Origin of the sequence: Sphingopyxis sp. OPL5, assembly GCF_003797775.2 — a bacterium.
Taxonomy (GTDB): domain Bacteria; phylum Pseudomonadota; class Alphaproteobacteria; order Sphingomonadales; family Sphingomonadaceae; genus Sphingopyxis.
In genome coordinates, this window is the sequence record NZ_CP060725.1 from 3,181,089 (window position 1) to 3,204,886 (window position 23,798).

Sequence of the window (23,798 nt, forward strand, 5' to 3'; positions counted from 1 at the left end):
GCGGTGCTGCGGACCCCCGGCGATTTCGCCGAATGGCGCGCGGTGGCCCGCGGGTTGCTGGCGGGCGGCATCGCGCCTGAGGATGTGAACTGGCGCGGCGCGAAGGAGGGGGCTTCGCTGTTCGGTGGTGACGAGGTGCACGCATCGGCGGGTACGGTGTCGCTGCCGCGCGAACTGCTCGAAATGGCCGACCGGGTGATCTGTCACCGCGACCCGCAAGTCCCGGCGCGGCTGTATCGCCTCGTCTGGCGCACGGCGCGCGAGCGACAATTGCTGGCGCGGACGACCGACGCCGATGTTGATTGGCTCCGCAAGACCGACAAGGCGATCCGCCGCGACATTCACAAGATGCACGCCTTTGTACGTTTCCGGCGGCTCGGCGAGGAAGGCGGTCGCGAAAGCTTCGCCGCATGGTTCGAGCCCGATCATCGCATCCTGCGGCTGACCGCACCCTTCTTTCAGCGCCGCTTCACCGGGATGGATTGGGCGATCGTTACCCCCGACGCGCGCGCGATCTGGCAGGCTGAGATACTGCGCTATGGCGATGGCGGGACGAAGGACGAGGTGCCGGGCAGCGACGTCGTCGAGGATCAGTGGCGCACTTATTATGGCGCGATCTTCAACCCGGCGCGCGTCAAGATCGCCGCGATGCGCGCCGAGATGCCGAAGAAATATTGGCACAATCTGCCCGAGGCGCAGGATATCGCGTCCTTGCTTGCCGGGGCCGGGGCGCGGGTGGAACGGATGCGTGAGACCGCCGTTTCGCTAGCAAACCCGCAAACCGACAAATGGCGAACCCGCGTGATCGACGACTTGGCCCTGACCGACGATATCGATACGCTCGCCGACCTCGCGCGCGCCATCGGCGGCTGCACACGCTGCCCGCTTCATTGCAACGCGACGCAGGCGGTGACGGGCGAGGGTCCCGGCGCGGCGCGGATCATGCTCGTCGGCGAACAGCCGGGCGATCGCGAGGACCTCGAAGGGCGGCCTTTCGTCGGCCCGGCGGGGCAATTGCTGAACGAGGTACTTGAAGAGGCGGGGCTCGACCGCACGTCGGTTTTCCTCACCAACGCGGTCAAGCATTTCAAGTTCGAACCGCGCGGCAAACGCCGGCTGCACCAGAATCCGACGACGGGCGAGATCGACAGCTGCCGCTGGTGGCTCGACAAGGAGCGCGCGCTGGTGCAGCCCGACCTGATCGTCACCTTGGGTGGCAGCGCGCTGCGCGGGGTGACGGGGAAGAGTGCGAGCATCACATCGATGCGCGGCACGGTGCACGAACTGGCAGGGGGCACGAAATTGATCGCGACGATCCACCCCTCCTTCTTGCTGCGCCTGCCCGACCACGATCGCGCGGCCGAGGAGCGGACGGCGTTCGTGGCCGATCTGGCCCGGGCGCGAAAGCTCGCTGCCTGATGGCGAAGGCCAGGACCTGGATCGAGCCGCACCCGAGCGGCATCTACGTCAAGCCCGCCGATGTGTGGATCGACCCGTCGCGTCCGGTCGAACGCGCCGCGGTCACCCACGGCCACGCCGACCATGCGCGCAGCGGCCACGCTTCGGTCTATGCGACCCCCGAGACGCTGGCGATCATGGCGCTGCGCTATGGCGTCGATGTCGAGGCGAGCCACAATGCGGCTTTTCCCTACGGCGACGGATTCGAGCGCGGCGGGGTGCGCTTCAGCTTTCATCCGGCGGGGCATGTGCTGGGCAGTGCGCAAATCCTGATGGAATATGCCGGCGAGCGCATCGTCGTCACCGGTGACTACAAGCGCCGCGCCGATCCAACTTGCGCGCCGTTCGAGGTGGTGCCGTGCGACATCTTCGTCACCGAGGCGACCTTCGGCCTGCCGGTGTTCCGCCATCCGCCGACGACCGACGAGATCGCCAAGCTGATCGGCGCGGTGCGTGCCGAGCCTGATCGCTCGGTACTCGTCGGTGCTTATGCCCTCGGCAAGGCGCAGCGGGTGATTGCCGAACTGCGCGGCGCGGGCTGGGACGCGCCGATCTATATCCACGGCGCGCTCGAAAAGATGTGCCAGCTTTATGCGATGCACGGTGTCGATCTTGGGGAACTGCGGCTGGTCAGCGAAACCGACAAGACCGAAATGGCGGGACAGATCATCGTCGCGCCGCCGTCGGCGCTCAACGACCGCTGGTCGCGGCGATTGCCCGATCCGGTCACCGCGATGGCGTCGGGCTGGATGCGGGTGCGCCAGCGCGCGCGGCAGCGGATGGTCGAACTGCCGCTGGTGATTTCGGACCATGCCGACTGGGACGAACTGACGACGACGATCGCGGAGGTAAACCCCCGCGAGACGTGGATCACCCATGGCAGCGAGGACGGGCTGCTGCGCTGGTGCGAGCTGCATCAGCGGAAAGCGCGCGCGCTGCATCTGGTGGGCCGTGATCTGGAGGAGGAGGGGTGAAGCGCTTCGCGGCGCTGATCGACCGGTTGATCTACACCCGCTCGCGCAACAGCAAGCTGGCGCTGATCGCCGATTATCTGAAACACACCGCCGACCCCGATCGCGGCTGGGCAATCGCCGCGCTGACCGAGAGCCTTGATTTTCCGGCGGTGAAGTCGGCGATGGTGCGGACATTGCTGGCGACGCGGGTCGACGAGGAATTGTTCCGGTTGTCGCGGCATTTCGTCGGCGATACCGCGGAGACGGCGGCGTTGCTGTGGCCCGATGCGCCGGGGGTGGAGGGTGATCTCAGCGTATCGCAAGTGGTCGATGCGCTCGCGGGCGCCAGCCGCAGCGATGCGCCCGCCGTCGTCGCATCGCTGCTCGACCGGCTCGACGCTGACGGACGCTATGCGCTGCTCAAGCTGGCGCTCGGCGGCATGCGCGTCGGGGTGTCGGCGCGGCTCGCGAAACAGGCGTTCGCTTTGGCGTTCGATGTGCCGGTCGATGACGTCGAGGAACTGTGGCACGCGATCCCGCCACCCTATGCACCGCTCTTCGCCTGGGGCGAAGGCCGCGCCGAGCGGCCCGATCTCGCCGACGTCGCCTTTTTCCGCCCCTTCATGCTCGCGCATCCGCTAGAGGAAGAAAGTGTCGATCTCGCCGACTATGCCGCCGAGTGGAAATGGGACGGCATTCGCGTCCAGATCGTCCATGGCGGCGGCGAGACGCGCATCTACAGCCGCGGCGGCGAGGAGATCAGCGCCGCCTTTCCCGAACTGGTCGCGGCGTTCGACCAGGATGCGGTGATCGACGGCGAATTGCTCGTGCGGGGTGATGCGCAGGGGGGTGAGGCGGCAAGCTTCAATGCGTTGCAGCAACGGCTCGGACGCAAGACGGTGTCGAAAAAGATGCTCGCCGATTATCCGGCCTTCGTGCGCGTCTACGACCTGCTCGCGGTCGATGGCACCGATTTGCGCGCCCTGCCGTGGACCGAGCGGCGGCGGCAACTCGAGGCCTTTGTGCCGCGACTCGCCGACAGCCATTTCGACCTGTCGCAGGTCATTGACGCCGCCGACTTCGACGACCTTGCCGAGCGCCGCGCCGGCGCGCGCGATGCGGCGATCGAGGGGGTGATGCTCAAGCGCCGCGACGCGCCCTATGTCGCGGGGCGCCGCGCCGGGCTGTGGTACAAATGGAAACGCGACCCGCTCACCGCCGATTGCGTGATGATGTATGCGCAGCGCGGCAACGGGCGCCGCGCGAGCTTCTATTCGGATTATACCTTCGGCTGCTGGTCCGACGCGGGCGAATTGCTGCCGGTCGGCAAGGCCTATTCGGGCTTCACCGACGAGGAGCTGAAATGGCTCGACAAGTTCGTGCGCGACCACACGCTGAACCGCTTCGGCCCGGTGCGCGAGGTCGAAAAGTCGCTGGTGCTCGAGGTGGCGTTCGATTCGATCCACGTGTCGAAGCGCCACAAGTCGGGGCTGGCGATGCGTTTCCCGCGGATATCGCGGATCCGGCGCGATAAGCCGGCGGAGGAGGCGGACCGGGTGGCGACATTGCTGGCGATGGCGACCTGATTCACATCGTCATTGCGAGGAGCCGGAGGCGACGCGGCAATCCAGAGCCCGCGTAAACCGCTCTGGATCGCTTCGCCTCGCTCGCAATGACGATGTTTTGGGAGCCAAGGTTCTGAAAATTTGCCCCTCAAACCTTGCAACCGCGGCGCGCTATCCCGAGTTAAGGGGCCCATACTCCCCGATAAAAAAGGAAGACTGCCATGACGATCGCTCTCACCGTCCTGCCCTATGCCGAGGACGCGCTCGCGCCGCATATTTCGGCCGAAACGCTGCAGACGCACCATGGCAAGCATCACAAGACCTATGTCGACAAGCTCAACGCCGCGATCGATGGCACCGAACTCGCCGACAAGAGCCTCGAGGAAATCATCCACCATGCCGAAGGGTCGGGCAACAAGGGCATGTTCAACAACGCCGCCCAGTCGTGGAACCACGGTTTCTACTGGAACAGCCTGACCCCGAATGCGACCGCGCCCGAGGGCGACCTCGCCGCCGCGATCGACCGCGATTTCGGGTCGCTCGACGATCTGAAGAAGAAGCTCAAGGAAACCGCGATCAACCATTTCGCGTCGGGCTGGGCGTGGCTCGTCTCGCGCGACGGCACGCTGTCGGTCACCGACACCCACGACGCGGGCACCGAACTGACCGCGGGCATCAAGCCGCTGCTCGTCGTCGATGTATGGGAACATGCCTATTATATCGATCGCAAGAATGTCCGCCCCGACTATGTCAATGCGACCGTCGACAATCTGCTGAACTGGGATTTCGCGGCGGAGAATTTCGCACGCGAAGGCACTTGGACCTATCCCTGATCCGATCGGGCGGGCGGCGCATGCCGTCCGCCCATCCCCCCTTTCCCAAATGACGCCAAGCGGCTAGGTCCGGGCCGCCGCGCGGCGCGCGCGCCGGCCAGCCTATTTGGGGGATCATGCAGTATCGCAACGACATCGCCGGACTGCGCGCCCTGGCCGTCCTGCCGATCCTGCTCGTCCACGCCGGGCTCACCGCGATCCCCGGCGGGTTCGTCGGCGTCGACATCTTTTTCGTCATCTCGGGCTATCTGATCAGCCGCATCATCCTGAAGGAGATGGACGCCGATCGCTTCACCCTGACCGGTTTCTATCGCCGCCGTGCGCTGCGCATCCTGCCCGCGCTGCTCGTCATGCTGGCGGTCGTGCTCGCGGTCGGCTGGTGGCGCCTGTTCCCGCAGGATATGCGCGACCTGTCGTGGAGCGCCGCGGCCACCGCGCTGTCGGGGTCGAACATCTGGTTCTGGCGCACGGTCAATTATTTCGGGGACGCCGAACTCACCCCCTTGCTCCACACCTGGTCGCTGGGGGTCGAGGAGCAATTCTATATCTTCTACCCGCTGCTGCTGATCGCGCTGCGCCGCTGGCTGCCGCGTCATATCGTCGCGGCACTATGGGTGATCGCCGCGGTGTCGCTGGCGATCGGCTATGGGCTGATCCACATCAACAAGGCGCAGGCGAGTTTCTATCTCCTGCCGTCGCGCGCCTGGGAACTGGCGCTCGGCGGGCTGGTCGCCACCGGCGGCTTCCCCACGCTTGGCCCGCGGCTGCGCGCCGTCGCGACCTGGACGGGCCTTGCGATGGTCGTCGCGGCGCTGTTCGTGATCGAGGAAGAGATGGCGTTCCCGGTGCCCTGGGCGTTGCTGCCGTGCATCGGCACTGCGCTGCTCATCGCCTATGGCGAGACCGGCGGCACCGCGAAGCTGCTGTCGCTCGCGCCGATGCGCTTCGTCGGCGATATCAGCTATTCGCTTTACCTGTGGCACTGGCCGGTGATGGCCTTCTGGCGCTTCGAGCGCGGGCTGACGCTCGACGCGGGCGAAATGGCCGCGACGATCGCGATTTCCTTTGCGCTCGCCATCCTCAGCTATCGCCTGATCGAACAGCCCTTCCTTCGGCGCGGCAGGGCGTGGGCGACGCCGCGCGTGTTGTGGGCCGCGCTCGCCGCGATGCTGCTCGTCGCGGGCGCCGCGGCACTGCTCGCGGTGCAGGCGGCGAAGGAGCGGATCGCCGATCCGCGCATCGCGCGCGTGCTGACCTATCTCGACTATGACTATGCGCCCGAAGGAATTTTGCAGTTCCGCAACGGCATCTGCATGGCGAACAGCGACACGCCGCATTTCGACGTTGCGCGGTGTGCGACGCTGCGTCCCGACCGGCCGAACATCATGATCCTCGGCGACAGTCACGCCGGGCATCTGGCGCGCGCGCTGGGCGAGCGCCTCGCGGATATGAATGTGATGCAGGTGACCGCTTCGGGGTGCCGCCCGGTCTGGCCGACGGCGGGCGACAAGCGCTGCACCGAAGTGATGGAGATCGGCTTCGGCACGCTTCCGGGTACGGGCCGGCTCGACCGGGTGATCCTCTCGGGCCGCTGGCGCGCCGATGAGATGGACGGCCTGCTTCGCGCCATCGCGCATGTTCGCGCCAAGGGCGTGCCGGTCACCGTCATCGGTCCGACGGTCGAATATGACGAGCCGATGCCGCGCCTGCTCGCGCGCGCGATCGCCCGCGACGATTTCGCGCTGGTCCGCAGCGGCCGCGACCCCGAACGGATGGCGCTCGATCGCGAGATGGCGCGGCGCGTCGGGGCGGCGGGTGCGACCTACGTGTCCTTGCAGGATCTGGAATGTCCGAAAACCGTCTGCCCGCTGTTCGCGTCGGACGGTTCGCCTTTCCATTTCGACTACGGCCATTATACGCTGCAGGCCTCGCGCGAGATCGTCGCGAAATTCCCCCTCGAAGCGATTGCCCCGGCAAAACCATGACCATCAGCCTGTTCGAATTGTTCAAGATCGGCGTCGGCCCGTCGAGTTCGCATACCGTCGGCCCGATGGTCGCGGCGCGGCGCTTTACCGTGTGGCTCGACGAGCAGGGGCTGCTGACGAAGACCGCGCATGTCGAAGCCGACCTTTATGGCTCGCTCGCGCTGACCGGCAAGGGCCACGCCGCCGACACCGCGGTGGTCGCTGGGCTCGCGGGCGAAATCCCGGCCTCGACCAGCCTCGCCGCGATCAAGGCGCATTGGGACCGCGCCGAGGGCGAGGGTTTCCTCTATCTGCTCGGGCGCCAGCGCGTCCGTTTCCAGCCCGCGCGCGACCTGCATTTCCAGATGCGCCAGCGCCAGCCGTTCCACAGCAACGCCTTGAGCTTCACCGCGCGCGATGCGGGCGGAGAGATTTTGGCGAAGCGCATGTATTTCTCGATCGGCGGCGGTTTCGTCGTCGACGAGGAGGAAGCGGGGCGCAACAGTCGCGGCGCCGAGGACGAGGTGAGCCTGCCCTTCGCTTTCACCTCGGGTGCCGATTTGCTGAGCATGGGCGCCGCGGCGGGCAAGAGCTTCGCCGAAATGATGCTCGAGAATGAACTGGTCCACCGCAGCCTCGACGAGGTGAACGCCGGGCTCGACGCGATCGCGGGGGCGATGGATGCGTCGATCGACGCGGGCTGCTGCAGCACCGGAATCCTGCCCGGCGGGTTGAAGGTCAAGCGCCGCGCGCCGCAGATCGCCGCCGATATCCGCAATCGCCACGAAGCGAATCTGACCGATCCGCTGGCGATGATGGACTGGATCAACCTGTGGGCGATGGCGGTGAATGAGGAAAATGCCGCGGGCGGCAAGGTCGTCACCGCGCCCACAAACGGCGCGGCGGGGATCATTCCCGCGGTGATCCGCTTCTACCGCCGCGGTTATCGCGGCGATGATGCGGGGGTGCGGACCTTCCTGCTCGCTGCGGGCGCGGTCGGTGCGCTCTATAAGCGCAACGCCAGCATCTCGGGCGCCGAGGTCGGCTGCCAGGGCGAGGTCGGCGTCGCCTGCTCGATGGCGGCGGCGGGGCTGACCGCGGCGCTCGGCGGCACCAATGCGCAGGTCGAGAACGCCGCCGAGATCGGCATGGAGCATAATCTGGGCCTCACTTGCGACCCGATCGGCGGGCTGGTGCAGATTCCGTGCATCGAGCGCAACGCGATGGGGTCGATCAAGGCGATCGATGCGAGCCGCATCGCGATGATCGGCGACGGCACGCACGTGGTGAGCCTCGACACGGTGATCGCGACGATGCTGCAGACCGGCCGCGACATGCGGGATAAGTATAAGGAAACGTCTAAGGGCGGGCTGGCGGTCAGCGTGGTAGAGTGTTGAGGGGTAGTGATTGCGACGACAGACGTTTCGTCGTTAGACTATCCAAAACTGCGAGGGCGCGCGATGTTCGGAAAATTTTTTCGGCGAAAACAGTCTGAGCAGGTGCCGGAGGTTGTCGCGGTGGATTTGACGCAGATTGGCGGCCCTCCCGAGCTTGAGTTTCTTTTCATCGATGTGGCCGCGAACGATGTTCAGCGAGCGCTTGATGGTTGGGCTTGGATCGGACTGAACAACCTTGCCGTGATTGCAGTCTCTGCTTTTGGCGACGTGTTCTTTCGTGCTGAAGACGGTTCAATCCAGTTTCTTGATATGATTGAGGGTCGCTTGTCGAAGGTGGGCGATAATCTCGCCGACTTTACCGCCACCCTTCAAGAGACTGATCGTCGAGATGAATTGCTGTTGGCGGGGATGGTGATCGGCGCGCGCAACAAAGGCATTAATCTAACTGCTGGCGAGTGTTACGACTTCGAAATAGCGCCAATAGTCGGCGGACCGATGTCGCTCGATAAAGTGCATAAGATTTCGTTCGTGGTCAAAGTGCATATCGCCGGGCAGCTTCACGAACAGGTGAAGGACTTACCACCGGGCACGCGTATCAGCGGTTTCAAAATCGCGGACTAGGCTATCTTTCGGCCAACCGGCTGAATGCTTGGTTTATCAGGCCCCTTCACTCCGCTGCAACGCCCCCAGCAATTCTGGCCGCTTGCCGATCAGCAACCGCGCCTCCAGTCGGGGTGACGGTTATGCGAGTTTCGCGCGCTCATTTCGGGTAATCTCCGTCGCCGAAGCTTCCTCGCGTCTTGCATTGCCGCCCCATTTGCCTGATTGGAGCCGCCGAGAAGGAGACCCGCCCATGAAGACCCGCGCCGCCGTTGCGTTCGAAGCGAAGAAGCCGCTCGAAATCGTCGAACTCGACCTCGAAGGCCCGAAGGCGGGCGAGGTGCTGGTCGAGATCATGGCGACGGGCATCTGCCACACCGACGCCTATACGCTCGACGGCTTCGACAGCGAGGGCATCTTCCCGAGCGTCCTCGGTCATGAGGGCGCAGGCATCGTGCGCGAAGTCGGCGCGGGGGTGACCAGCGTCGTTCCCGGCGACCATGTCATCCCGCTCTACACCCCCGAATGCCGCCAGTGCAAAAGCTGCCTGTCGGGCAAGACCAACCTCTGCATCGCGATCCGTGCGACGCAGGGCAAGGGGCTGATGCCCGACGGCACGACGCGGTTCAGCTACAAGGGCCAGCCGATCTTCCATTATATGGGCTGCTCGACCTTCTCGAACTTCACCGTGCTGCCCGAGATCGCGGTCGCGAAAATCCGCGAGGACGCGCCGTTCCAGTCGAGCTGCTACATCGGCTGCGGCGTCACCACCGGGGTCGGTGCGGTGATCAACACCGCGAAGGTCCAGGTCGGCGACAATGTCGTCGTCTTCGGCCTCGGCGGCATCGGGCTGAACGTGATCCAAGGCGCGCGCCTCGCCGGCGCCGACAAGATCATCGGCGTCGACATCAACCCCGACCGCGAGGAATGGGGCCGCAAGTTCGGCATGACCGACTTCCTCAACACCAGGGGCATGAGCCGCGAAGACACGGTCGCCGCGATCGTCCAACTGACCGACGGCGGCGCCGACTATACCTTCGACGCGACGGGCAACACCGAAGTGATGCGCACCGCGCTCGAAGCCTGTCACCGCGGTTGGGGCACCTCGATCATCATCGGGGTCGCCGAGGCGGGCAAGGAGATCGCGACGCGGCCGTTTCAGCTCGTCACCGGGCGCAACTGGCGCGGCACCGCGTTCGGCGGCGCCAAGGGCCGCACCGACGTGCCAAAGATCGTCGACATGTATATGACCGGCAAGATCGAGATCGACCCGATGATCACCCATGTCATGGGGCTGGAAGAGATCAACAAGGGCTTCGACCTGATGCACGCGGGCGAGAGCATTCGCAGCGTCGTGGTGTTCTGATCCGGGCATGACCGGACCCTATGTCCTGACCTTCAGCTGCGGCGACGCGGTCGGCATCGTCGCGGCGGTGACGGGGCTGCTCGCGGAGCGTGACGGCTTCATCCTCGACAGCCAGCAATATGCCGACCTCGACACCGGGCGCTTTTTCATGCGCGTCGCCTTTCGCGGCGCCGGGCTGCGCTTTCCCGACGGGTTTACCGAGGTGCAGGCGGCGTTCGCTCCGGTGGTCGAGCGCTTCGCGATGGATGCGCGGATCAGCGACAGCGCGGTCAAGCCGCGCTTCGTCATCGCGGTGTCGCAGGGCAGCCATTGCCTCAACGACCTGCTCCACCGCTGGTCGACCGGCAATCTGGCGATCGATATCGCCGCGGTGGTGTCGAACCACGAGCATCAGCGGCGCTTGACCGAATGGCACGGGGTGCCGTTCCATCATCTGCCGGTGAGCGACGCCAATCGCGCAAGCCAGGAAGCGGCGATCCTGCAGGTGATGGCCGATGCGGGCGCCGAATATCTGGTGCTCGCGCGTTATATGCAGGTCCTGTCGGGCGACCTGTCGGCAAAGCTCGCGGGGCGCTGCATCAACATCCACCACAGCTTCCTGCCGGGCTTCAAGGGCGCCAAACCCTATCACCGCGCGCACGAGCGCGGGGTCAAGCTGATCGGCGCGACCGCGCATTTCGTCACCGGCGACCTCGACGAGGGGCCGATCATCGAACAGGCGGTCGAGCGCGTCGACCATCGCGACGGGATCGACGACCTGATCCGCATCGGCCGCGACGTTGAGGCACAGGTGCTGGCACGCGCGGTACGCTGGGTCGCCGAGCAGCGGGTGCTGATCGACGGCCGCAAGACGGTGGTATTTCGCTGACAAAGCGGGCAGCATGTCCGTCTGGATTCGCAACGCATAACGGGACTTCACGCGATGACCGAGAGATTGCTGGGCACCGCCCTCGCGCTGTTGCTCGCCGGGCCGGCGTTCGCCGCCGAAAAGCTCGACGCCGGCCCGGCACCCGACACCAGCTATGTGACGACCAAGCATAGCGCCGCGCGCTTCGAATCGAAGGACGGGCGCGTCGCGGTGCAGCAGGACAATATCGCCACGCTGATCTGCCCCGAGTGCGTGACGCCGGCGCAACTGCCGGGCCTGCTCTATCACGCGCGCAACCTGAGCAAAAAGCCGGTGTGCTTCATGCTCGACATGCGGATGGACGAGGTGCGCCCCGGCCAGCTGATCGAATGGGGCGCGAACAAGGCGCATTATCTGAAACCCGGCGAATGGTATTTCAAGATCATCGGAGTCACCCACTCGATGGCGAACCGCGAGAGCGCCGATCTCGGCTGGAGCGGCGGCATCCGCGTGTGGGACCCGGTGCGCGCCGGCGGCTGTAGCACGCCGTAGCGCCCCACAAAATCAACGAAGAGGAGAGAGACATGTACAGTCACAACATGGTCGGGTCGAACGACCTTGAGGCCGCCCGGAAATTCTATGACGCGACCTTTCAGGCGATCGGCGGCAAGCCGGCGATCCAGGACGACAAGGGCCGCCTGATCTATATGCACAATGGCGGGCTGTTCCTCGTCGGGGCGCCGATCGACGGCGAAGCGGCGACGGTCGGCAACGGCTGCACCATCGGTTTCGCGATGGAAGGCCCCGAACAGGCAAAGGCGTGGCACGATGCCGGCGTCGCCAACGGCGGCACCTCGATCGAAGACCCGCCGGGCGTTCGCGAAGGCGGCTTCGGCCAGCTCTATCTCGCTTATCTGCGCGATCCGTCGGGCAACAAGCTCTGCGCGCTGCATCGCGTCGTCTGAGAAGGAGTCATGCGGGGCGAAGCGGGATTGCTGGCGGATCTGGATGCGCTTGCCATTCCCTTCGCCTCTTATGATCATGTCGCGGTGTTCACCGTCGCCGAGAGCGACGGGGTGAACGCCGCGATACCGGGGGCGCACACCAAGAATCTATTCCTGAAGGACAATGGCGGGGCGTATTGGCTCGTCACCGTGCCGGGGGAGGCGCGCGTCGATCTGAAGGCGCTGCCCGACGCGATCGGCAGCAAGCGCGTCAGCTTCGGCAAAGCCGAGGATATGGGACGGCTGCTCGGCATCGCGCCGGGGTCGGTCACGCCGCTCGCGGCGATCAACGCGTCGCCGGGCAGCATAACCGTCGTGATCGACGCCGGGTTGGCGGATGCGGAGACGGTCAACGTCCATCCCCTGCGCAACACCGGCACGTTGGGGCTGTCGGGCGCCGCGATCCTGGATTTGCTGCGCCATTGGGGGCACCAGCCATTGGTTGCCGGGATTCCCATGCAAGACGGACAGTGAAAAGCCGCCGAAGCGCTTGGGCTTCGACGGCTTTTTCATCCGGGAAGTCCCGGCGGCGTTGTTAAGCCTGGGGTTCGGGCGCCGGCTCTTCGCTGGGGGCCGGTTCGTCGCCCGGCGCGGGTTCGTCGGTCGGGGCCGGGGCCGGGTCGGCGGTCGGCTCTTCGCTGGGTGCGGGGGCCGGTGCCGGTGCCGGTGCCGGTGCCGGTTCTTCCTTCGGTGCCGGCGCGTCGGGTTCCTGGGCACTCGCCAGCGGCGCGATGAACAGGCTTGCCGCCGCAGCGGTCACAATCGAAATCTTACGCATAAATTCCCCTATCGTGGAATGATGGAAGGGGCCGAACGACCGGCCCGCAATGACCATGCCCGCCGTTTCCCGCAGACTGTGGCATAGGGCAAAGCCTTGGCATCATTCGAAAGTTGCTCGCTTCGCCGCAAAATGTCCGTTCGCAGGACGAACGCACTCGAACGCGGGGCGAGCCGAGCCGTCCCGCAACGGTTCGGCCGGTGGTCCGCGGATTTCAGCCCGCCGCCATCGCCATCCACATCGCACCGATCAGCGCGAAGGAGCGCGGGTCGCCGGTCAGCCCCACCTCCATCCTGTTCATCACGTAACTGAAGGTCGCGCGGGCATCCATGTCGATGATGATCAGCGAGCCGCCATAACCGCCCCAGAAGATCGTGTTCGGATTGGGCAGCGGCACCAGTTCGCTCGGCAGGCCGAAACCCATGCCATAGCGGATCGGGACGCCGAGGATCATGTCGGTGCCCGCGATCTGGAGCTCGAGCGCCTTGCGGCACCCCGCTTCGGACAGCAGACGCTTGCCCTTGGCGACGCCGCCGTTGGCAAGCAGCGCGTGGATTTCGGCGACGCTGCGCGCGTTGCCTGTACCGCCCGCCGCCGGAATTTCGGCGCCGCGCCAGGCGCGGGTGCGGGTTGCCGACACGTCGATGCCGGGATTGACGAGAGTCTTGCGATGGACGTCGCCGGTGAAATCGATCGTCATTTCGGGCGGCGGAATCAGGTCGGCGACGCGGTGATCCTCCGACGCGGGCAGGCCGATGTGGAAGTCGGCGCCAAGCGGCTCGGCGATCTCCTCGCGGAAGACGGTTCCGAGCGACTTGCCGGTGATGCGGCGAACGACTTCGCCGACCAGATAGCCTTGGGTGATTGCATGATAGCCGGGCGCGCTGCCGGGCTGCCACCAGGGTGCCTGCGCCGCGAGCAGCGAGGTAACCTTGTCCCAGTCGTAGAAATCCTCGGTCGTGATGGGGGCTTCCCAGCCCGACAGGCCGGCACTGTGGCTCATCAGATGCGCGACGGTGACGCCGTCCTTGCCGTTGGCGGCGAATTCGGGCCAGTAGCGCGCGACCGGCGCCGCGAAATCGAGGTCGCCGCGATCGGCAAGCAGCAGAGCGGTCAGCGCGGTCATCGTCTTGGTGGTCGAATAGACGTTGACGATCGTGTCGGCTTGCCACGGCCGCGTCTTCGCCGCGTCGGCGTGGCCGCCCCACAGATCGACCACCGTTTCGCCCTCGATCGTCGCGCAAAAGGACAGGCCGACGTCGCTTCCCGCCGCAAGGCTGGCGGCCATGGCGAGGCGGACGGCGCCAAAGCGGTCCTGACACGTTCCGTGGATGCTATTATCGAACACTCGGCGCTCTCCCCCTTTTGATTTCGGGCCAGCATGAACTAGGCTCGCGAAAAGACAAGCAGGACAAAGATATGACCATCGAAACCCTCTCCTCCGTCCGCAGCCATGGCGGTACGCAGGGTGTGTACAAACATGCCAGCACCACGACGGGCACCGACATGACCTTCGCGGTCTTCATTCCCGATCATGCCGAGGGCGCGAAGCTGCCGGTGCTCTGGTATCTGTCGGGGCTGACCTGCACCCACGCCAATGTGATGGAAAAGGGCGAATATCGCGCCGCCTGCACCGAACATGGCGTGATCTTCATCGCCCCCGATACGAGCCCGCGCGGGCCCGATTCGAACGGAAACGCCGTGCCCGACGATCCCGAGGGAGCGTGGGACTTCGGGCTCGGTGCGGGCTTCTATGTCGATGCCACCGAGGAGCCCTGGGCGCAACATTATCGGATGCGCTCGTACATCGAGGACGAACTGCCTTCGCTGGTGCTGCGCAATTTTCCGGCCGCCGACCTGACGCGGCAGGCGATCACCGGCCATTCGATGGGCGGGCATGGCGCGCTGACCATCGGGCTGCGCAATCAGGACCGGTTCCGCTCGGTCTCGGCCTTTTCGCCGATCGTCGCGCCGCTGCAATGCCCGTGGGGCGAGAAGGCGCTGTCGAACTATCTCGGCGACGCGCGCGAGGATTGGCACGCCTATGATGCCTGTGCGCTGCTCGATCAGGGGCTGCGCGTCCCCGACCTGCTGGTGGATCAGGGCGATGCAGACAATTTTCTCGTCGAACAGCTCAAGACCGAATTGCTGGTCGATGCCTGCGAGCGCAACGGGCAAAAGGCCGAGATCCGGATGCAGCCGGGGTATGACCACAGCTATTATTTCATCTCGACCTTTCTGGCCGAGCATGTCGCCTGGCATGCGGAGCGGTTGAAGGCGTAACCGTCGCCCCTGCGAAGGCGGGGGCCGCTAGCTATTTACGCTGCCGCGCTGGGCAAGGCCGCCAGCGGCCCCTGCCTTCGCGGGGGGACGTCACGGAATCAGCACCGTCGACCCCGTCGTCCGCCCGGCCTGCAAGTCCGCATGCGCGCGCGCCGCGTCCTGCAACCCGTAGCGCTGGCCCACGGTGATCTTCACCGCGCCGCTTTCGATCATCTCGAACACCCGCGCGGCACCCGCGGCGCGTTCGCCGGGGTGGAGGTAATAGTCGAACAGGGTCGGCCGGGTCACGAATTGCGAGCCATGCTGCGCGAGGATGCCGAGGTTGACGCCGGTCACCGGGCCGCCGGCATTGCCATAGCTGACGATCAGTCCGCGCCGCGCGGTGGCCTTGAGCGATACCTCCCACGTCGCCATGCCGATGCCGTCGAAGGTCACCGGTACGCCCTGGCCGTCGGTCAGTTCGCGGACATGCGCCGCGACATCGTCGGATTTGTACAGCAGGACATGGTCGGCGCCCGCCTCGCGTGCCGCCTGCGCCTTGGCCTCGGTGCTGACGGTACCGATCACCGTCGCGCCGACCGCCTTCAGCCATTGGACGAGGATCAGCCCGACCCCGCCCGCAGCGGCATGGACGAGCACCGGCCAGCCCGCCTCGACCTTGGCGCAGCGTTCGATCAGCATCTCGACGGTGCAGGCCTTGAGCAGGCCCGCTGCGGCGGTTTCGTCGTCGATGCCCGGCGGCAGCTTGAACAACGACGCAGCGGGGAGGAGGCGGGCGCTGGAATAAGCATTGCGATCGGGGCCGAAGGTCGCGACGCGGTCGCCGGGCTGGAGGCCGAGCACGCCTTCGCCGACGGCGATGATTTCACCCGCCGATTCGACGCCGAGACCGCTGGGTAGCGCGATCGGATAGGTGCCGTCGCGGTGATAGGTGTCGAGATAGTTGAGCCCGACCGCGGTCTGGCGCAGCAGCACCTGGCCAGGCCCGGGTGCGCCGAGCGTCACCTCGCGCCAGTCGATGACTTCGGGGCCGCCCTGCGTTTCGATGAAGGCCTGGACTGCTTGCATGATCGCGCTCCTGCTGTCCCGCCCATCTGGTGGGGCGGGCTGGGGAGTGCAAGGGCAGTCGTTCATTGCCATCGTCATTGCGAGGAGCCGAAGGCGACGCGGCAATCCAGAGCGGTACAGGGCCGCCCCTGGATTGCTTCGCTACGCTCGAAAGGACGATGTTCTAGATCATAGCCTGCCGCTTACTTCGACGGGCGGCGCGGGCTGCGCTGGCCGAAGGGCTTGGGCTTGTAGCGTTCGGTGTTGCCGCCGGGGCCGCCCGGACTACGCGGTCCGCGGGGACCCGATCGATCACCGCCGGGGGCACGACCAAGCGTCGCGCGCGGTGCCCGGTCGCCCGATCCCTTGTCGCGGCGTGGCGGGTAGGTCGGGCCGTCGGGTGCGGGGGTGATCGCGACGCCGCTGTCGTCCTCGCCATCCTCGTTGGCGCTGCGCACCACCGCTTCGGCGAAGCGGTCGGCGATCGCGCGGGGGATGTTGAACATCGTTTCCTTCGGCCCGATACGGATCGCGCCGATCTCGCCCTTGGTCACATGACCGCGGCGGCATAGCAACGGCAGGATCCAGCGCGGGTCGGCGTTCTGGTGGCGGCCGATGTTGAGGCGGAACCAGACGCTATCCTCGAACCCTTCGCGGCGGTCGCCGCCGCCTTCGCCGCGATCGGGACGCTCGAACCGCTCGCCGCGTTCGGGGCGGCCGGCGCTGTCGCGGCCGCGCGCGCTGTTGTCGATCAGATCCTCGGGCGCCGGCATCAGCGCGCGGTGGGCGCGGACGAGCGACGCGGCGATGTCCTCGGGCGAGCGTTCGGCCATCAGGCGCTGCGCGAGTTCGATATCCTCGGGCTCATGCTCGACCGGGGCGAGCAATTTCTCGATCAGCCGTTCCTGATCCTTCAGGCGGACATCGGCGGCGGTCGGCGCTTCCATCCACTCGGCGTTGATCCGCGCGCCGCGCAGCATGCCGTCGACGCGGCGACGACGCGGATAGGGAACGATGATGACTGCGGTGCCCTTTTTGCCCGCGCGGCCGGTGCGGCCGGAGCGGTGCTGGAGGGTTTCGGCGTCGCGCGGGATTTCGACGTGGATCACCAGCGACAGGCTGGGCAAGTCGATCCCGCGTGCGGCGACGTCGGTCGCGACGCAGACCTTGGCGCGGCGATCGCGCAGCGCCTGCAGCGCGGCGTTGCGTTCGTTCTGGCTATGCTCGCCCGACAGCGCGACGGCGGCGAAACCGCGATCGGTCAGGCTGGCGTGGAGGCGGCGGACATTGTCGCGCGTGGCGCAGAACAGCATCGCGGTTTCGGCGTCGTGGAGGCGCAGCAGGTTGATCACCGCGCCCTCGATATCGGCGGGGGCAACGGTCACCGCCTGATAGCTGATGTCGCCGTGACCGCGATCCTCGCCCACGGTCGAGATACGCAGTGCGTCGCGCTGATAGCGCTTCGCCATGTTCGCGATCGGCTTGGGGATGGTCGCCGAGAACATCAGGGTGCGGCGCGTCTCGGGGGTCGCGTCGAGGATTTCTTCCAGGTCTTCGCGAAAGCCCATATCGAGCATTTCGTCGGCCTCATCGAGCACCGCGACGCGCAGCGCGGTGAGGTCGAGCGCGCCGCGTTCGAGATGGTCGCGCAGGCGGCCGGGGGTCCCGACGACGATCTGCACACCCTGGTTCAGCGTGCGGCGTTCCTTGCTGGCGTCCATGCCGCCGACGCAGGTCGCGATGCGCGCGCCGGCCTTGGCATAGAGCCAGCTGAGTTCACGGCTGACCTGCATCGCGAGTTCGCGGGTCGGGGCGATGATCAGCGCAAGCGGCGAGGTCGCGAAGGGCAGGCGGCCGTCCTCGATCAGCTGGTCGGCCATCGCGAGGCCGAAGGCGACGGTCTTGCCCGAGCCGGTCTGCGCCGAGACCAGCAGGTCGCGGCCAACCGCTTCGGGTTCGACGACGTGGGTCTGGACGGGGGTGAGATTTTCGTAACCGCGCGCGGTCAGAGCGTCCGCAAGGACGGGAGACATCGTTTCGAAAGGCATTATTGTTCTTCTTATCCTGTGCGGCGATATGCCGTTTTCTTGGGTATCCTCGCCGCCATCAGGCAATTGATGCAAAGCGGCCGGGCCATCGCCCAGCCAGCATCCCGAGGAATATTCTTGGTTTTTTCCTAAAGCGCCTGTCCGGCAGCGTGTCCGCTGGCCCAGGCCCATTGAAAATTATAGCCGCCCAGCCACCCGGTGACGTCAACGGCTTCGCCGATCGCATAGAGGTTTTGGGTGCTTTTGGCCATCATTGTTTGCGACGACAGCCCGGCGGTTGCAATTCCGCCGATCGTGACCTCCGCTTTGGCGAAACCTTCGGTGCCGTTGGGGCGGAATGCCCATCGCGCGAGGCGGGCTTCGGCATCGGTCAGTTTGCGGTCGGTCTGCGCCGCGAGTTCGCCGGGAAGGGCCAGCTGGTCGGCGAGCGTTTCGGCGAGACGGTCAGGAAGGTGGGCGCCGAGCGCTGCACGTAAGGTGGCGCGCGGGCGGCTGCGTTTGGCTTCGGTGAGCCAGCCTTGCGGGGCGCCCGGCAGGAAGTCGATCGTCACCGGCTCGCCGTGCCGCCAATAGCTGCTGACCTGCAGGATCGCGGGGCCGGAGAGGCCCTTGTGGGTGAACAGCGCCGCCTCGCGGAACGCCGCTTTGCCCGCGCGCGCCTCGACCGGGGCGGCGATGCCCGAGAGGGTGCGGAACAGCACATCGTCGCCGCCGAGCGTCAGCGGGACGAGCGCGGGGCGGGGTTCGACGACTTTCAGGCCGAACTGGCGCGCGAGGTCGTAGGCGAAGCCGGTGGCGCCCATCTTGGGGATCGAGGGGCCGCCGGTGGCGATGACGAGGGCGGGCGCGGAGAAGTGGAAGTTGCCGAAAGTGCCGCGGAAAATGCCGTCGCTATGCTCGACCTGTCTTACAGGTTCGCCGCAGCGGATGTCGACGCCGCCCTTGGCGCACTCCGCCAGCAGCATCGCGACGATCTGTTTCGCCGAGCCGTCGCAGAACAGCTGGCCGAGGGTTTTTTCATGATAAGCAATGCCATAGGCATCGACGAGCGCGATGAAATCGGCGGGGGTGTAGCGCGCGAGCGCCGATTTGGCGAAATGCGGGTTCGCCGAGATATAGCGGTCGGCGCTGGTGTGGATGTTGGTGAAGTTACACCGCCCGCCGCCCGAAATGAGGATTTTCTTGCCGACCGCATCGGCATGGTCGAGCAGCAGCACGCGCTTGCCGCGCTGCCCCGCGACCGCGGCGCACATCAGCCCGGCCGCGCCGGCGCCAAGCACGACGGCATCATAGTTGGCGGCGGACATGGCGGATCAGTGCAGCTTGGCGATCGGCAGGCCGTCGGCCTTGGCGCGGGTCTTCACCGATTCCTCGCTGCGGGTCAGCGCCTTGGCGATGGCTTTGAGCGCTATGCCCTTCTTCGCCAGCGTGTGCAGCTTGTCGATCTCGGCCGCGGTCCACGGCTGTTTGTGGCGTTCGAACTTGTCTTTCATGCCCATGTCTCCGGATCGGTCGCGGCGGCGATGATCGTCAATGCGTCCTCGCGGCCCTGATATTCGAGCGTCTCGCCAACTTCGGCGCCCATCAGCGCGCGCGCGATGGGCGCCGAAAAGGCGATGGTGCCCTGCGCCGGATCGGCCTCGTCATGGCCGACGATGGTCAGCGTGCGTTCGTTGCCGTTCAGCGCGAAAATCACCTTGCTGCCGATGCCGACGACATCGGCGGCGGGCGCGGGCTGCACCTCGGCGGTCGACTGGCGGGTGTGGACATAGCGTTGCCGACGCAGCAATTTCTTGCGCGCTTCCTCTTCGGTCGCGCCCGCGATCGCATCCGCGAGCCGCGCCGCTTCCTCGCCGAGCAGCCGCAAGCCGCGCGGCGTGACCAAGTTCGGGCCGACCGGGATCGGCCATTCGAACGCGGGTTCCATATGCTCGTCGTCGCTTTCGCGACGGAATGCGACGCTCATCGTCAGTCTCTCTGGTCCAGGGGGAAGGGCGCCTTTGCCCCACGAAGGTGGCGACAAGATGGCGCGAAATTCCGGCGCGGGCGTAACCGGGCGCGGTGGTCTTGCGAACAGCAGCATGATGCCATCCCCCGCATCAAGGGTTCAAACGGAGTATCCAGCATGTCGAACAGCCTTAAACTCTCGCTCGCCGCCTCGGCCGTCCTTGCCATGGCCGCCGGTGCCTCGCTTTCCGGCCCCGCCTTCGCCGCCGATGGCGCTAAGGAAAAATGCTATGGCGTCGCGTTGAAGGGCAAGAACGACTGCGCCGCGGGCCCGGGCACCAGCTGCGCCGGCACTTCGACCGTCGATTATCAGGGCAATGCCTGGAAGAATGTCCCCAAGGGCAGTTGCGTGAAGATGGGCGGCACGCTGACCGCGCACAAGGGCAACGCCAAACCGGTCGCCAGCAAGGGCTGACCGGTCTGATCATGACACCCCCCCGCTCGTTCCGCGACCTGCCGCCACGCGCCGGCTTCGGGCTCAAGCCCGAGCATTATGCCGATGTGTTGGCGGCGGCGGAGCGGGCGACCCTGCCCGCCTGGGCCGAAATCCACCCCCAAAATTATTTCGGCGCAGGCGGGCCTCCGCATCGCTGGCTGACCGCGATTGCCGCGCATCTGCCGCTGAGTTTCCATTCGGTCGGGCTGTCGCTCGGCTCGGCCGCCGGGGTCGATGCGGACGAACTCGAAGCGCTTGCGTTGCTGTGCGACCGCTATCAACCGGCGATGGTGTCGGACCATCTGAGTTGGAGCAACGGCGGCGATGACAAATTCCCCGACCTTTTGCCAGTTCCTTACAGCCACGCCGCGCTCGACCATTTTGTGACGCAGGTCGTCCAGGTGCAGAACCGGCTCGGGCGCCCCATGCTGATCGAAAATCCGTCGCGCTATGTGGCTTATGCCGGGGATGATTGGGCGGAGGTCGATTTCCTTCACGAACTCTGCCGCCGCAGCGGTTGCGGGCTGATCCTCGACATCAACAATGTCGAGGTGTCGGCGCACAATCTCGGGCTCGATCCCGACGCATGGCTCGCCGTCGTCGATTCCGCGCTGGTCGGCGAAATCCATGTCGCGGGCCATGCGGTGAAGGACGACGGCTGGGGCGGCCTTATCGCGATCGACGATCATGGCTCGGCGGTACGCGCCAGCTGCCGGGACCGGCTCGCCAGCTTCCTGCGCCGCGCCGGGCCGAAACCGGTGCTCGTCGAATGGGACAGCAACGTCCCCGATTTCGCGACGCTGATGGCCGAAGTCGCGACCGCCGACACGTTGCTGACCGAAATGCGTGTCGGTGCTTGAACGCGACCAGGCGGTGATCGCGGCGGCGCTGGTTGCAGGACCCGCGCATTTGCCGCCCGACCTGTTCGCGGGCGAATGGGCGCACGTGCTGCGCGCGATGACGGTGCACGCCAACAATATTTCGCACGCGCGACTCGTCGCGCTCGAAGGCACATTCCCGCGTACCCGCGCCTGGCTGGGCGAGCCCGAATTCAACCGGCTGTCGCGCGATTTCGTCGAGCGTGGCGGAGCGAAGGGAAGGGCGCCTGCGCAGATCGGGGCGGGCTTCCCCGATTTCCTGACGCGCGAAAGCGGCGCGCTCGCGGCGGATATGGCGCGTGTCGAATGGGCTTGGCTTACCGCCTATCACGCCGCCGACGCCCCAGCGCTGACGCTCGCCGACCTCGCCGGGCAGGACGAGGCGAGCCTGCTGGCGCTGCCGGTGCGGCTTCATCCCGCTGCCATGACCGTGGCGCTGACGAGCGATGCCGCGCCGATCCTCGATCCCGATCTGCTCGCCGGCACCGCCGCGCTGCTGATCACCCGGCCAGAGGCAGAGGTGCGGCTGTTGCCCACCACGCTCGCGACCCTCGCCACGCTTGCGGTTGCACAAAAGATCACACCTCTCGGTAACCTGATCGAACGCCTTGCCGAACATCAGGACGGAGACGGCGCTGCCGTCGTGCCGCTGATCGCGGCGGGTGCATTGGAGAGGGTCCGACGATGGCGAAAATGATGACGCTGTACGACCGCGCGGTGAGCATCGCGGGCGCGCGCGTCCCGGAGGGCCTGGCGCTGTTGCTGTTGCGCGTCGCGCTGGCCGGGGTGTTCTGGCGTTCGGGCCGGACCAAGGTGGTCGAGGGCAGCTGGTTCCGGATCAACCCCGACACCTATGACCTGTTCCGCACCGAATTTTCCGGCCTGCCGCTCGCCCCGTCGATCGCGGTGCCGCTGACCAGCTTTGCCGAACATGTCTTTCCGATGCTGTTGCTGCTAGGGCTGGCGACGCGCTTTTCTGCGGGCGCGCTGTTGGTGATGACGCTGGTGATCCAGATTTTCGTCTTTCCCGATGCCTGGTGGCCGGTGCACAGCCTGTGGGCAGCGATGGCGGCGGTGCTGATCGTGCGCGGCGGCGGGCTGTTCTCGCTCGACGCGCTGGCGCTGAAGCTGCGCGGCCGGTGAGTATCGACGAACCGTCGCTGGCGCGGTTGATGGCGGCGTCGCAGCGCGGCGACCGCGCCGCCTATCGCGCGCTGCTGACCGATTGCCGGCGCTGGCTGTCGCGCTATTTCGCGCGCCGCATCGCGCCGCATCAGATCGACGATCTGGTGCAGGAAACGCTCGTGTCGATGCACCGCAAGCTCGATACTTGGGACAGCCGCCGCGCCTTCCTGCCCTGGCTCGCGGCGATTGCGCGCTATCGCTGGATCGATGCGCTGCGCCGCCAGCGCGATGCCGCCGAACTCCACGACGACGACGCCTTTGTCGACGCCGAGGACGAGGCGGTCCACGCGCGGCTCAGCCTCGACCGCATGCTGATGCAGCTGCCCGCGGGGCAGGCGCAGGCGATCACTTTGGTCAAGATCGAAGGCGCCTCGATCGCCGAGGCCGCGCAGATTTGCGGCCAGAGCGAATCGCTGGTCAAAGTGAATATCCATCGCGGGCTCAAGAAGCTGGCGCTCCTGATTGAAAGTGAATGAGATGACCGACGCATCGATCGACGCGCTGATCGACGGCCTGGCCGGCGACCTGCGGCCGGTGAAGCCGCGCCGGATCGTGCGCGGCTCGCTCTGGGTTGCCGCGGGCTGGCTGGTCGGGGCCGCCGCCTTGTTGTGGCTGACCGGGATGCGCCACGACCTTGCGGCGGGCACGATGATGCCCGCGTTGCCGCTGCTCGCCTTCTGGACGATCGTCGCGCTCGGCGTCGCGGCGGCGTGGAGCGCGCTGCGCATGGGATTGCCCGGGGTCGGCCGCGATTACAGCGGCTGGCACTGGGCCGGGCTCGCCGCGCTGGCGCTGCCGGTCACCGCGATCGTTATCGGTTTCGGCGACCATCACGCTGCGATGGAGGCGGCGCGGCCCGAAAACGGCATGCGCTGCATGATCGAGGGCGTGGTGTCGGGGCTGGGCGTCGGCGTGGCGCTGTTCGCCTGGCTGAAGCGCGCCGCGCCGACCTCACCGACGCGTGCGGGCTGGGCGATCGGCATCGCCGCCGGGGCCGCCGGGGCGACGATCGTCGCGCTCCACTGCGCGTCGAACGACATGATGCATATCGCGCTGTGGCACGGCCTTGCGGTCGCGCTGTCGGGGGTCGCCGGGCGTATCCTGCTGGCGCCGCTGCTGCGCTGGTAGCATCTGGACAGGTCCGAACCT

The 23,798-nt window shown here is 66.5% G+C and carries 26 protein-coding genes; 19 read left to right on the forward strand and 7 right to left on the reverse strand.

All coding sequences use genetic code 11. The annotated features are described in order from the left end of the window. The first annotated feature begins 3 nt into the window (after positions 1-3). The 12 genes from EEB18_RS15365 to EEB18_RS15420 all read left to right on the forward strand — a co-directional run bounded on the left by EEB18_RS15365 (position 4) and on the right by EEB18_RS15420 (position 12,461). Positions 4-1,419, forward strand: a complete 1,416-nt coding sequence (locus tag EEB18_RS15365; RefSeq protein WP_262407951.1) for a UdgX family uracil-DNA binding protein — start codon at positions 4-6, stop codon at positions 1,417-1,419. Continuing rightward, positions 1,419-2,432 carry a ligase-associated DNA damage response exonuclease gene (locus EEB18_RS15370; RefSeq protein ID WP_187140927.1) on the forward strand — a complete coding sequence of 338 codons (1,014 nt, stop codon included), beginning with the start codon at positions 1,419-1,421 and terminating at the stop codon, positions 2,430-2,432. Before EEB18_RS15365 ends, EEB18_RS15370 begins: the two co-directional genes overlap by 1 nt. Continuing rightward, positions 2,429-3,997 (forward strand): cisplatin damage response ATP-dependent DNA ligase, encoded by a 1,569-nt coding sequence (locus tag EEB18_RS15375; RefSeq protein WP_056346260.1) that lies wholly within the window; start codon positions 2,429-2,431, stop codon positions 3,995-3,997. Before EEB18_RS15370 ends, EEB18_RS15375 begins: the two co-directional genes overlap by 4 nt. Positions 3,998-4,197: 200 nt before the next feature. Next, positions 4,198-4,809 (forward strand): superoxide dismutase, encoded by a 612-nt coding sequence (locus tag EEB18_RS15380; protein ID WP_187140926.1) that lies wholly within the window; start codon positions 4,198-4,200, stop codon positions 4,807-4,809. A gap of 116 nt (positions 4,810-4,925) precedes the next feature. Beyond that, complete coding sequence (locus tag EEB18_RS15385) at positions 4,926-6,794, forward strand: acyltransferase family protein (RefSeq protein ID WP_056346265.1); 1,869 nt, start codon at positions 4,926-4,928, stop codon at positions 6,792-6,794. Beyond that, positions 6,791-8,170 (forward strand): L-serine ammonia-lyase, encoded by a 1,380-nt coding sequence (locus tag EEB18_RS15390; RefSeq protein ID WP_187140925.1) that lies wholly within the window; start codon positions 6,791-6,793, stop codon positions 8,168-8,170. The genes EEB18_RS15385 and EEB18_RS15390 overlap by 4 nt, the downstream gene beginning before the upstream one ends. Before the next feature lie 63 nt (positions 8,171-8,233). Then, positions 8,234-8,791, forward strand: coding sequence for a T6SS immunity protein Tdi1 domain-containing protein (locus tag EEB18_RS15395; RefSeq protein ID WP_187140924.1), 558 nt, complete (start codon positions 8,234-8,236; stop codon positions 8,789-8,791). Positions 8,792-9,023: 232 nt separating this feature from the next. Then, positions 9,024-10,136 carry an S-(hydroxymethyl)glutathione dehydrogenase/class III alcohol dehydrogenase gene (locus EEB18_RS15400; RefSeq protein WP_187140923.1) on the forward strand — a complete coding sequence of 371 codons (1,113 nt, stop codon included), beginning with the start codon at positions 9,024-9,026 and terminating at the stop codon, positions 10,134-10,136. 7 nt (positions 10,137-10,143) lie between these two features. Continuing rightward, positions 10,144-11,004, forward strand: a complete 861-nt coding sequence (gene purU / locus EEB18_RS15405) for a formyltetrahydrofolate deformylase (RefSeq protein WP_187140922.1) — start codon at positions 10,144-10,146, stop codon at positions 11,002-11,004. A 54-nt stretch (positions 11,005-11,058) separates the two neighbouring features. Beyond that, positions 11,059-11,535 carry a hypothetical protein gene (locus EEB18_RS15410; protein WP_187140921.1) on the forward strand — a complete coding sequence of 159 codons (477 nt, stop codon included), beginning with the start codon at positions 11,059-11,061 and terminating at the stop codon, positions 11,533-11,535. Positions 11,536-11,567: 32 nt separating this feature from the next. Next, the gene (locus EEB18_RS15415; RefSeq protein ID WP_056346275.1) at positions 11,568-11,948 is read left to right on the forward strand and encodes a VOC family protein; all 381 of its coding nucleotides are present in this window, start codon (positions 11,568-11,570) and stop codon (positions 11,946-11,948) included. Positions 11,949-11,957: 9 nt separating this feature from the next. Continuing rightward, positions 11,958-12,461, forward strand: a complete 504-nt coding sequence (locus EEB18_RS15420; RefSeq protein WP_187140920.1) for a prolyl-tRNA synthetase associated domain-containing protein — start codon at positions 11,958-11,960, stop codon at positions 12,459-12,461. Positions 12,462-12,522: 61 nt separating this feature from the next. Here the strand turns inward: EEB18_RS15420 and EEB18_RS15425 are convergent, their stop codons facing one another. Together EEB18_RS15425 and EEB18_RS15430 are read right to left on the reverse strand one after the other, a co-directional pair. Continuing rightward, on the reverse strand, positions 12,523-12,765 hold the full coding sequence (locus EEB18_RS15425; RefSeq protein ID WP_187140919.1) for a hypothetical protein: 243 nt from the start codon (positions 12,763-12,765) through the stop codon (positions 12,523-12,525). Positions 12,766-12,979: 214 nt separating this feature from the next. Beyond that, the gene (locus EEB18_RS15430) at positions 12,980-14,113 is read right to left on the reverse strand and encodes a serine hydrolase domain-containing protein (protein WP_262407952.1); all 1,134 of its coding nucleotides are present in this window, start codon (positions 14,111-14,113) and stop codon (positions 12,980-12,982) included. Positions 14,114-14,184: 71 nt separating this feature from the next. On the opposite strand from EEB18_RS15430, the gene fghA reads away from it, so the two are divergent. After that, on the forward strand, positions 14,185-15,048 hold the full coding sequence (fghA, locus tag EEB18_RS15435) for an S-formylglutathione hydrolase (RefSeq protein ID WP_187140918.1): 864 nt from the start codon (positions 14,185-14,187) through the stop codon (positions 15,046-15,048). A 90-nt stretch (positions 15,049-15,138) separates the two neighbouring features. On the opposite strand, the gene EEB18_RS15440 is transcribed toward fghA, so the two are convergent. The 5 genes from EEB18_RS15440 to EEB18_RS15460 all read right to left on the reverse strand — a co-directional run bounded on the left by EEB18_RS15440 (position 15,139) and on the right by EEB18_RS15460 (position 20,109). After that, positions 15,139-16,116 (reverse strand): quinone oxidoreductase family protein, encoded by a 978-nt coding sequence (locus tag EEB18_RS15440; protein ID WP_187140917.1) that lies wholly within the window; start codon positions 16,114-16,116, stop codon positions 15,139-15,141. 182 nt (positions 16,117-16,298) lie between these two features. Beyond that, entirely contained in the window at positions 16,299-18,143 is a 1,845-nt protein-coding gene (locus EEB18_RS15445) for a DEAD/DEAH box helicase (protein WP_187140916.1), read from the reverse strand. Between the two features lie 128 nt (positions 18,144-18,271). After that, complete coding sequence (locus EEB18_RS15450) at positions 18,272-19,450, reverse strand: NAD(P)/FAD-dependent oxidoreductase (protein ID WP_187140915.1); 1,179 nt, start codon at positions 19,448-19,450, stop codon at positions 18,272-18,274. A gap of 6 nt (positions 19,451-19,456) precedes the next feature. After that, positions 19,457-19,636 carry a hypothetical protein gene (locus EEB18_RS15455; RefSeq protein WP_082545001.1) on the reverse strand — a complete coding sequence of 60 codons (180 nt, stop codon included), beginning with the start codon at positions 19,634-19,636 and terminating at the stop codon, positions 19,457-19,459. Continuing rightward, complete coding sequence (locus EEB18_RS15460) at positions 19,633-20,109, reverse strand: GreA/GreB family elongation factor (RefSeq protein ID WP_187140914.1); 477 nt, start codon at positions 20,107-20,109, stop codon at positions 19,633-19,635. Before EEB18_RS15460 ends, EEB18_RS15455 begins: the two co-directional genes overlap by 4 nt. A gap of 159 nt (positions 20,110-20,268) precedes the next feature. Here EEB18_RS15460 and EEB18_RS15465 point away from each other — a divergent pair, with 159 nt between their 5' ends. From EEB18_RS15465 to EEB18_RS15490, 6 genes are read left to right on the forward strand one after another with little or no spacing between them, the layout of a single operon-like run. Further along, a complete protein-coding gene (locus EEB18_RS15465) occupies positions 20,269-20,565 on the forward strand; it encodes a DUF2282 domain-containing protein (RefSeq protein WP_056346295.1) in 297 nt (98 codons plus the stop codon). Between the two features lie 11 nt (positions 20,566-20,576). Further along, positions 20,577-21,446 carry a DUF692 family multinuclear iron-containing protein gene (locus EEB18_RS15470; RefSeq protein ID WP_187140913.1) on the forward strand — a complete coding sequence of 290 codons (870 nt, stop codon included), beginning with the start codon at positions 20,577-20,579 and terminating at the stop codon, positions 21,444-21,446. Next, positions 21,439-22,161 carry a putative DNA-binding domain-containing protein gene (locus tag EEB18_RS15475; RefSeq protein ID WP_187140912.1) on the forward strand — a complete coding sequence of 241 codons (723 nt, stop codon included), beginning with the start codon at positions 21,439-21,441 and terminating at the stop codon, positions 22,159-22,161. The genes EEB18_RS15470 and EEB18_RS15475 overlap by 8 nt, the downstream gene beginning before the upstream one ends. Continuing rightward, the gene (locus EEB18_RS15480; RefSeq protein ID WP_187140911.1) at positions 22,149-22,607 is read left to right on the forward strand and encodes a DoxX family protein; all 459 of its coding nucleotides are present in this window, start codon (positions 22,149-22,151) and stop codon (positions 22,605-22,607) included. The genes EEB18_RS15475 and EEB18_RS15480 overlap by 13 nt, the downstream gene beginning before the upstream one ends. Then, positions 22,604-23,125 (forward strand): sigma-70 family RNA polymerase sigma factor, encoded by a 522-nt coding sequence (locus tag EEB18_RS15485; RefSeq protein WP_187140910.1) that lies wholly within the window; start codon positions 22,604-22,606, stop codon positions 23,123-23,125. Before EEB18_RS15480 ends, EEB18_RS15485 begins: the two co-directional genes overlap by 4 nt. Before the next feature lies 1 nt (position 23,126). Continuing rightward, on the forward strand, positions 23,127-23,777 hold the full coding sequence (locus EEB18_RS15490) for an NrsF family protein (protein WP_187140909.1): 651 nt from the start codon (positions 23,127-23,129) through the stop codon (positions 23,775-23,777). The last annotated feature ends 21 nt before the right edge of the window (positions 23,778-23,798 follow it).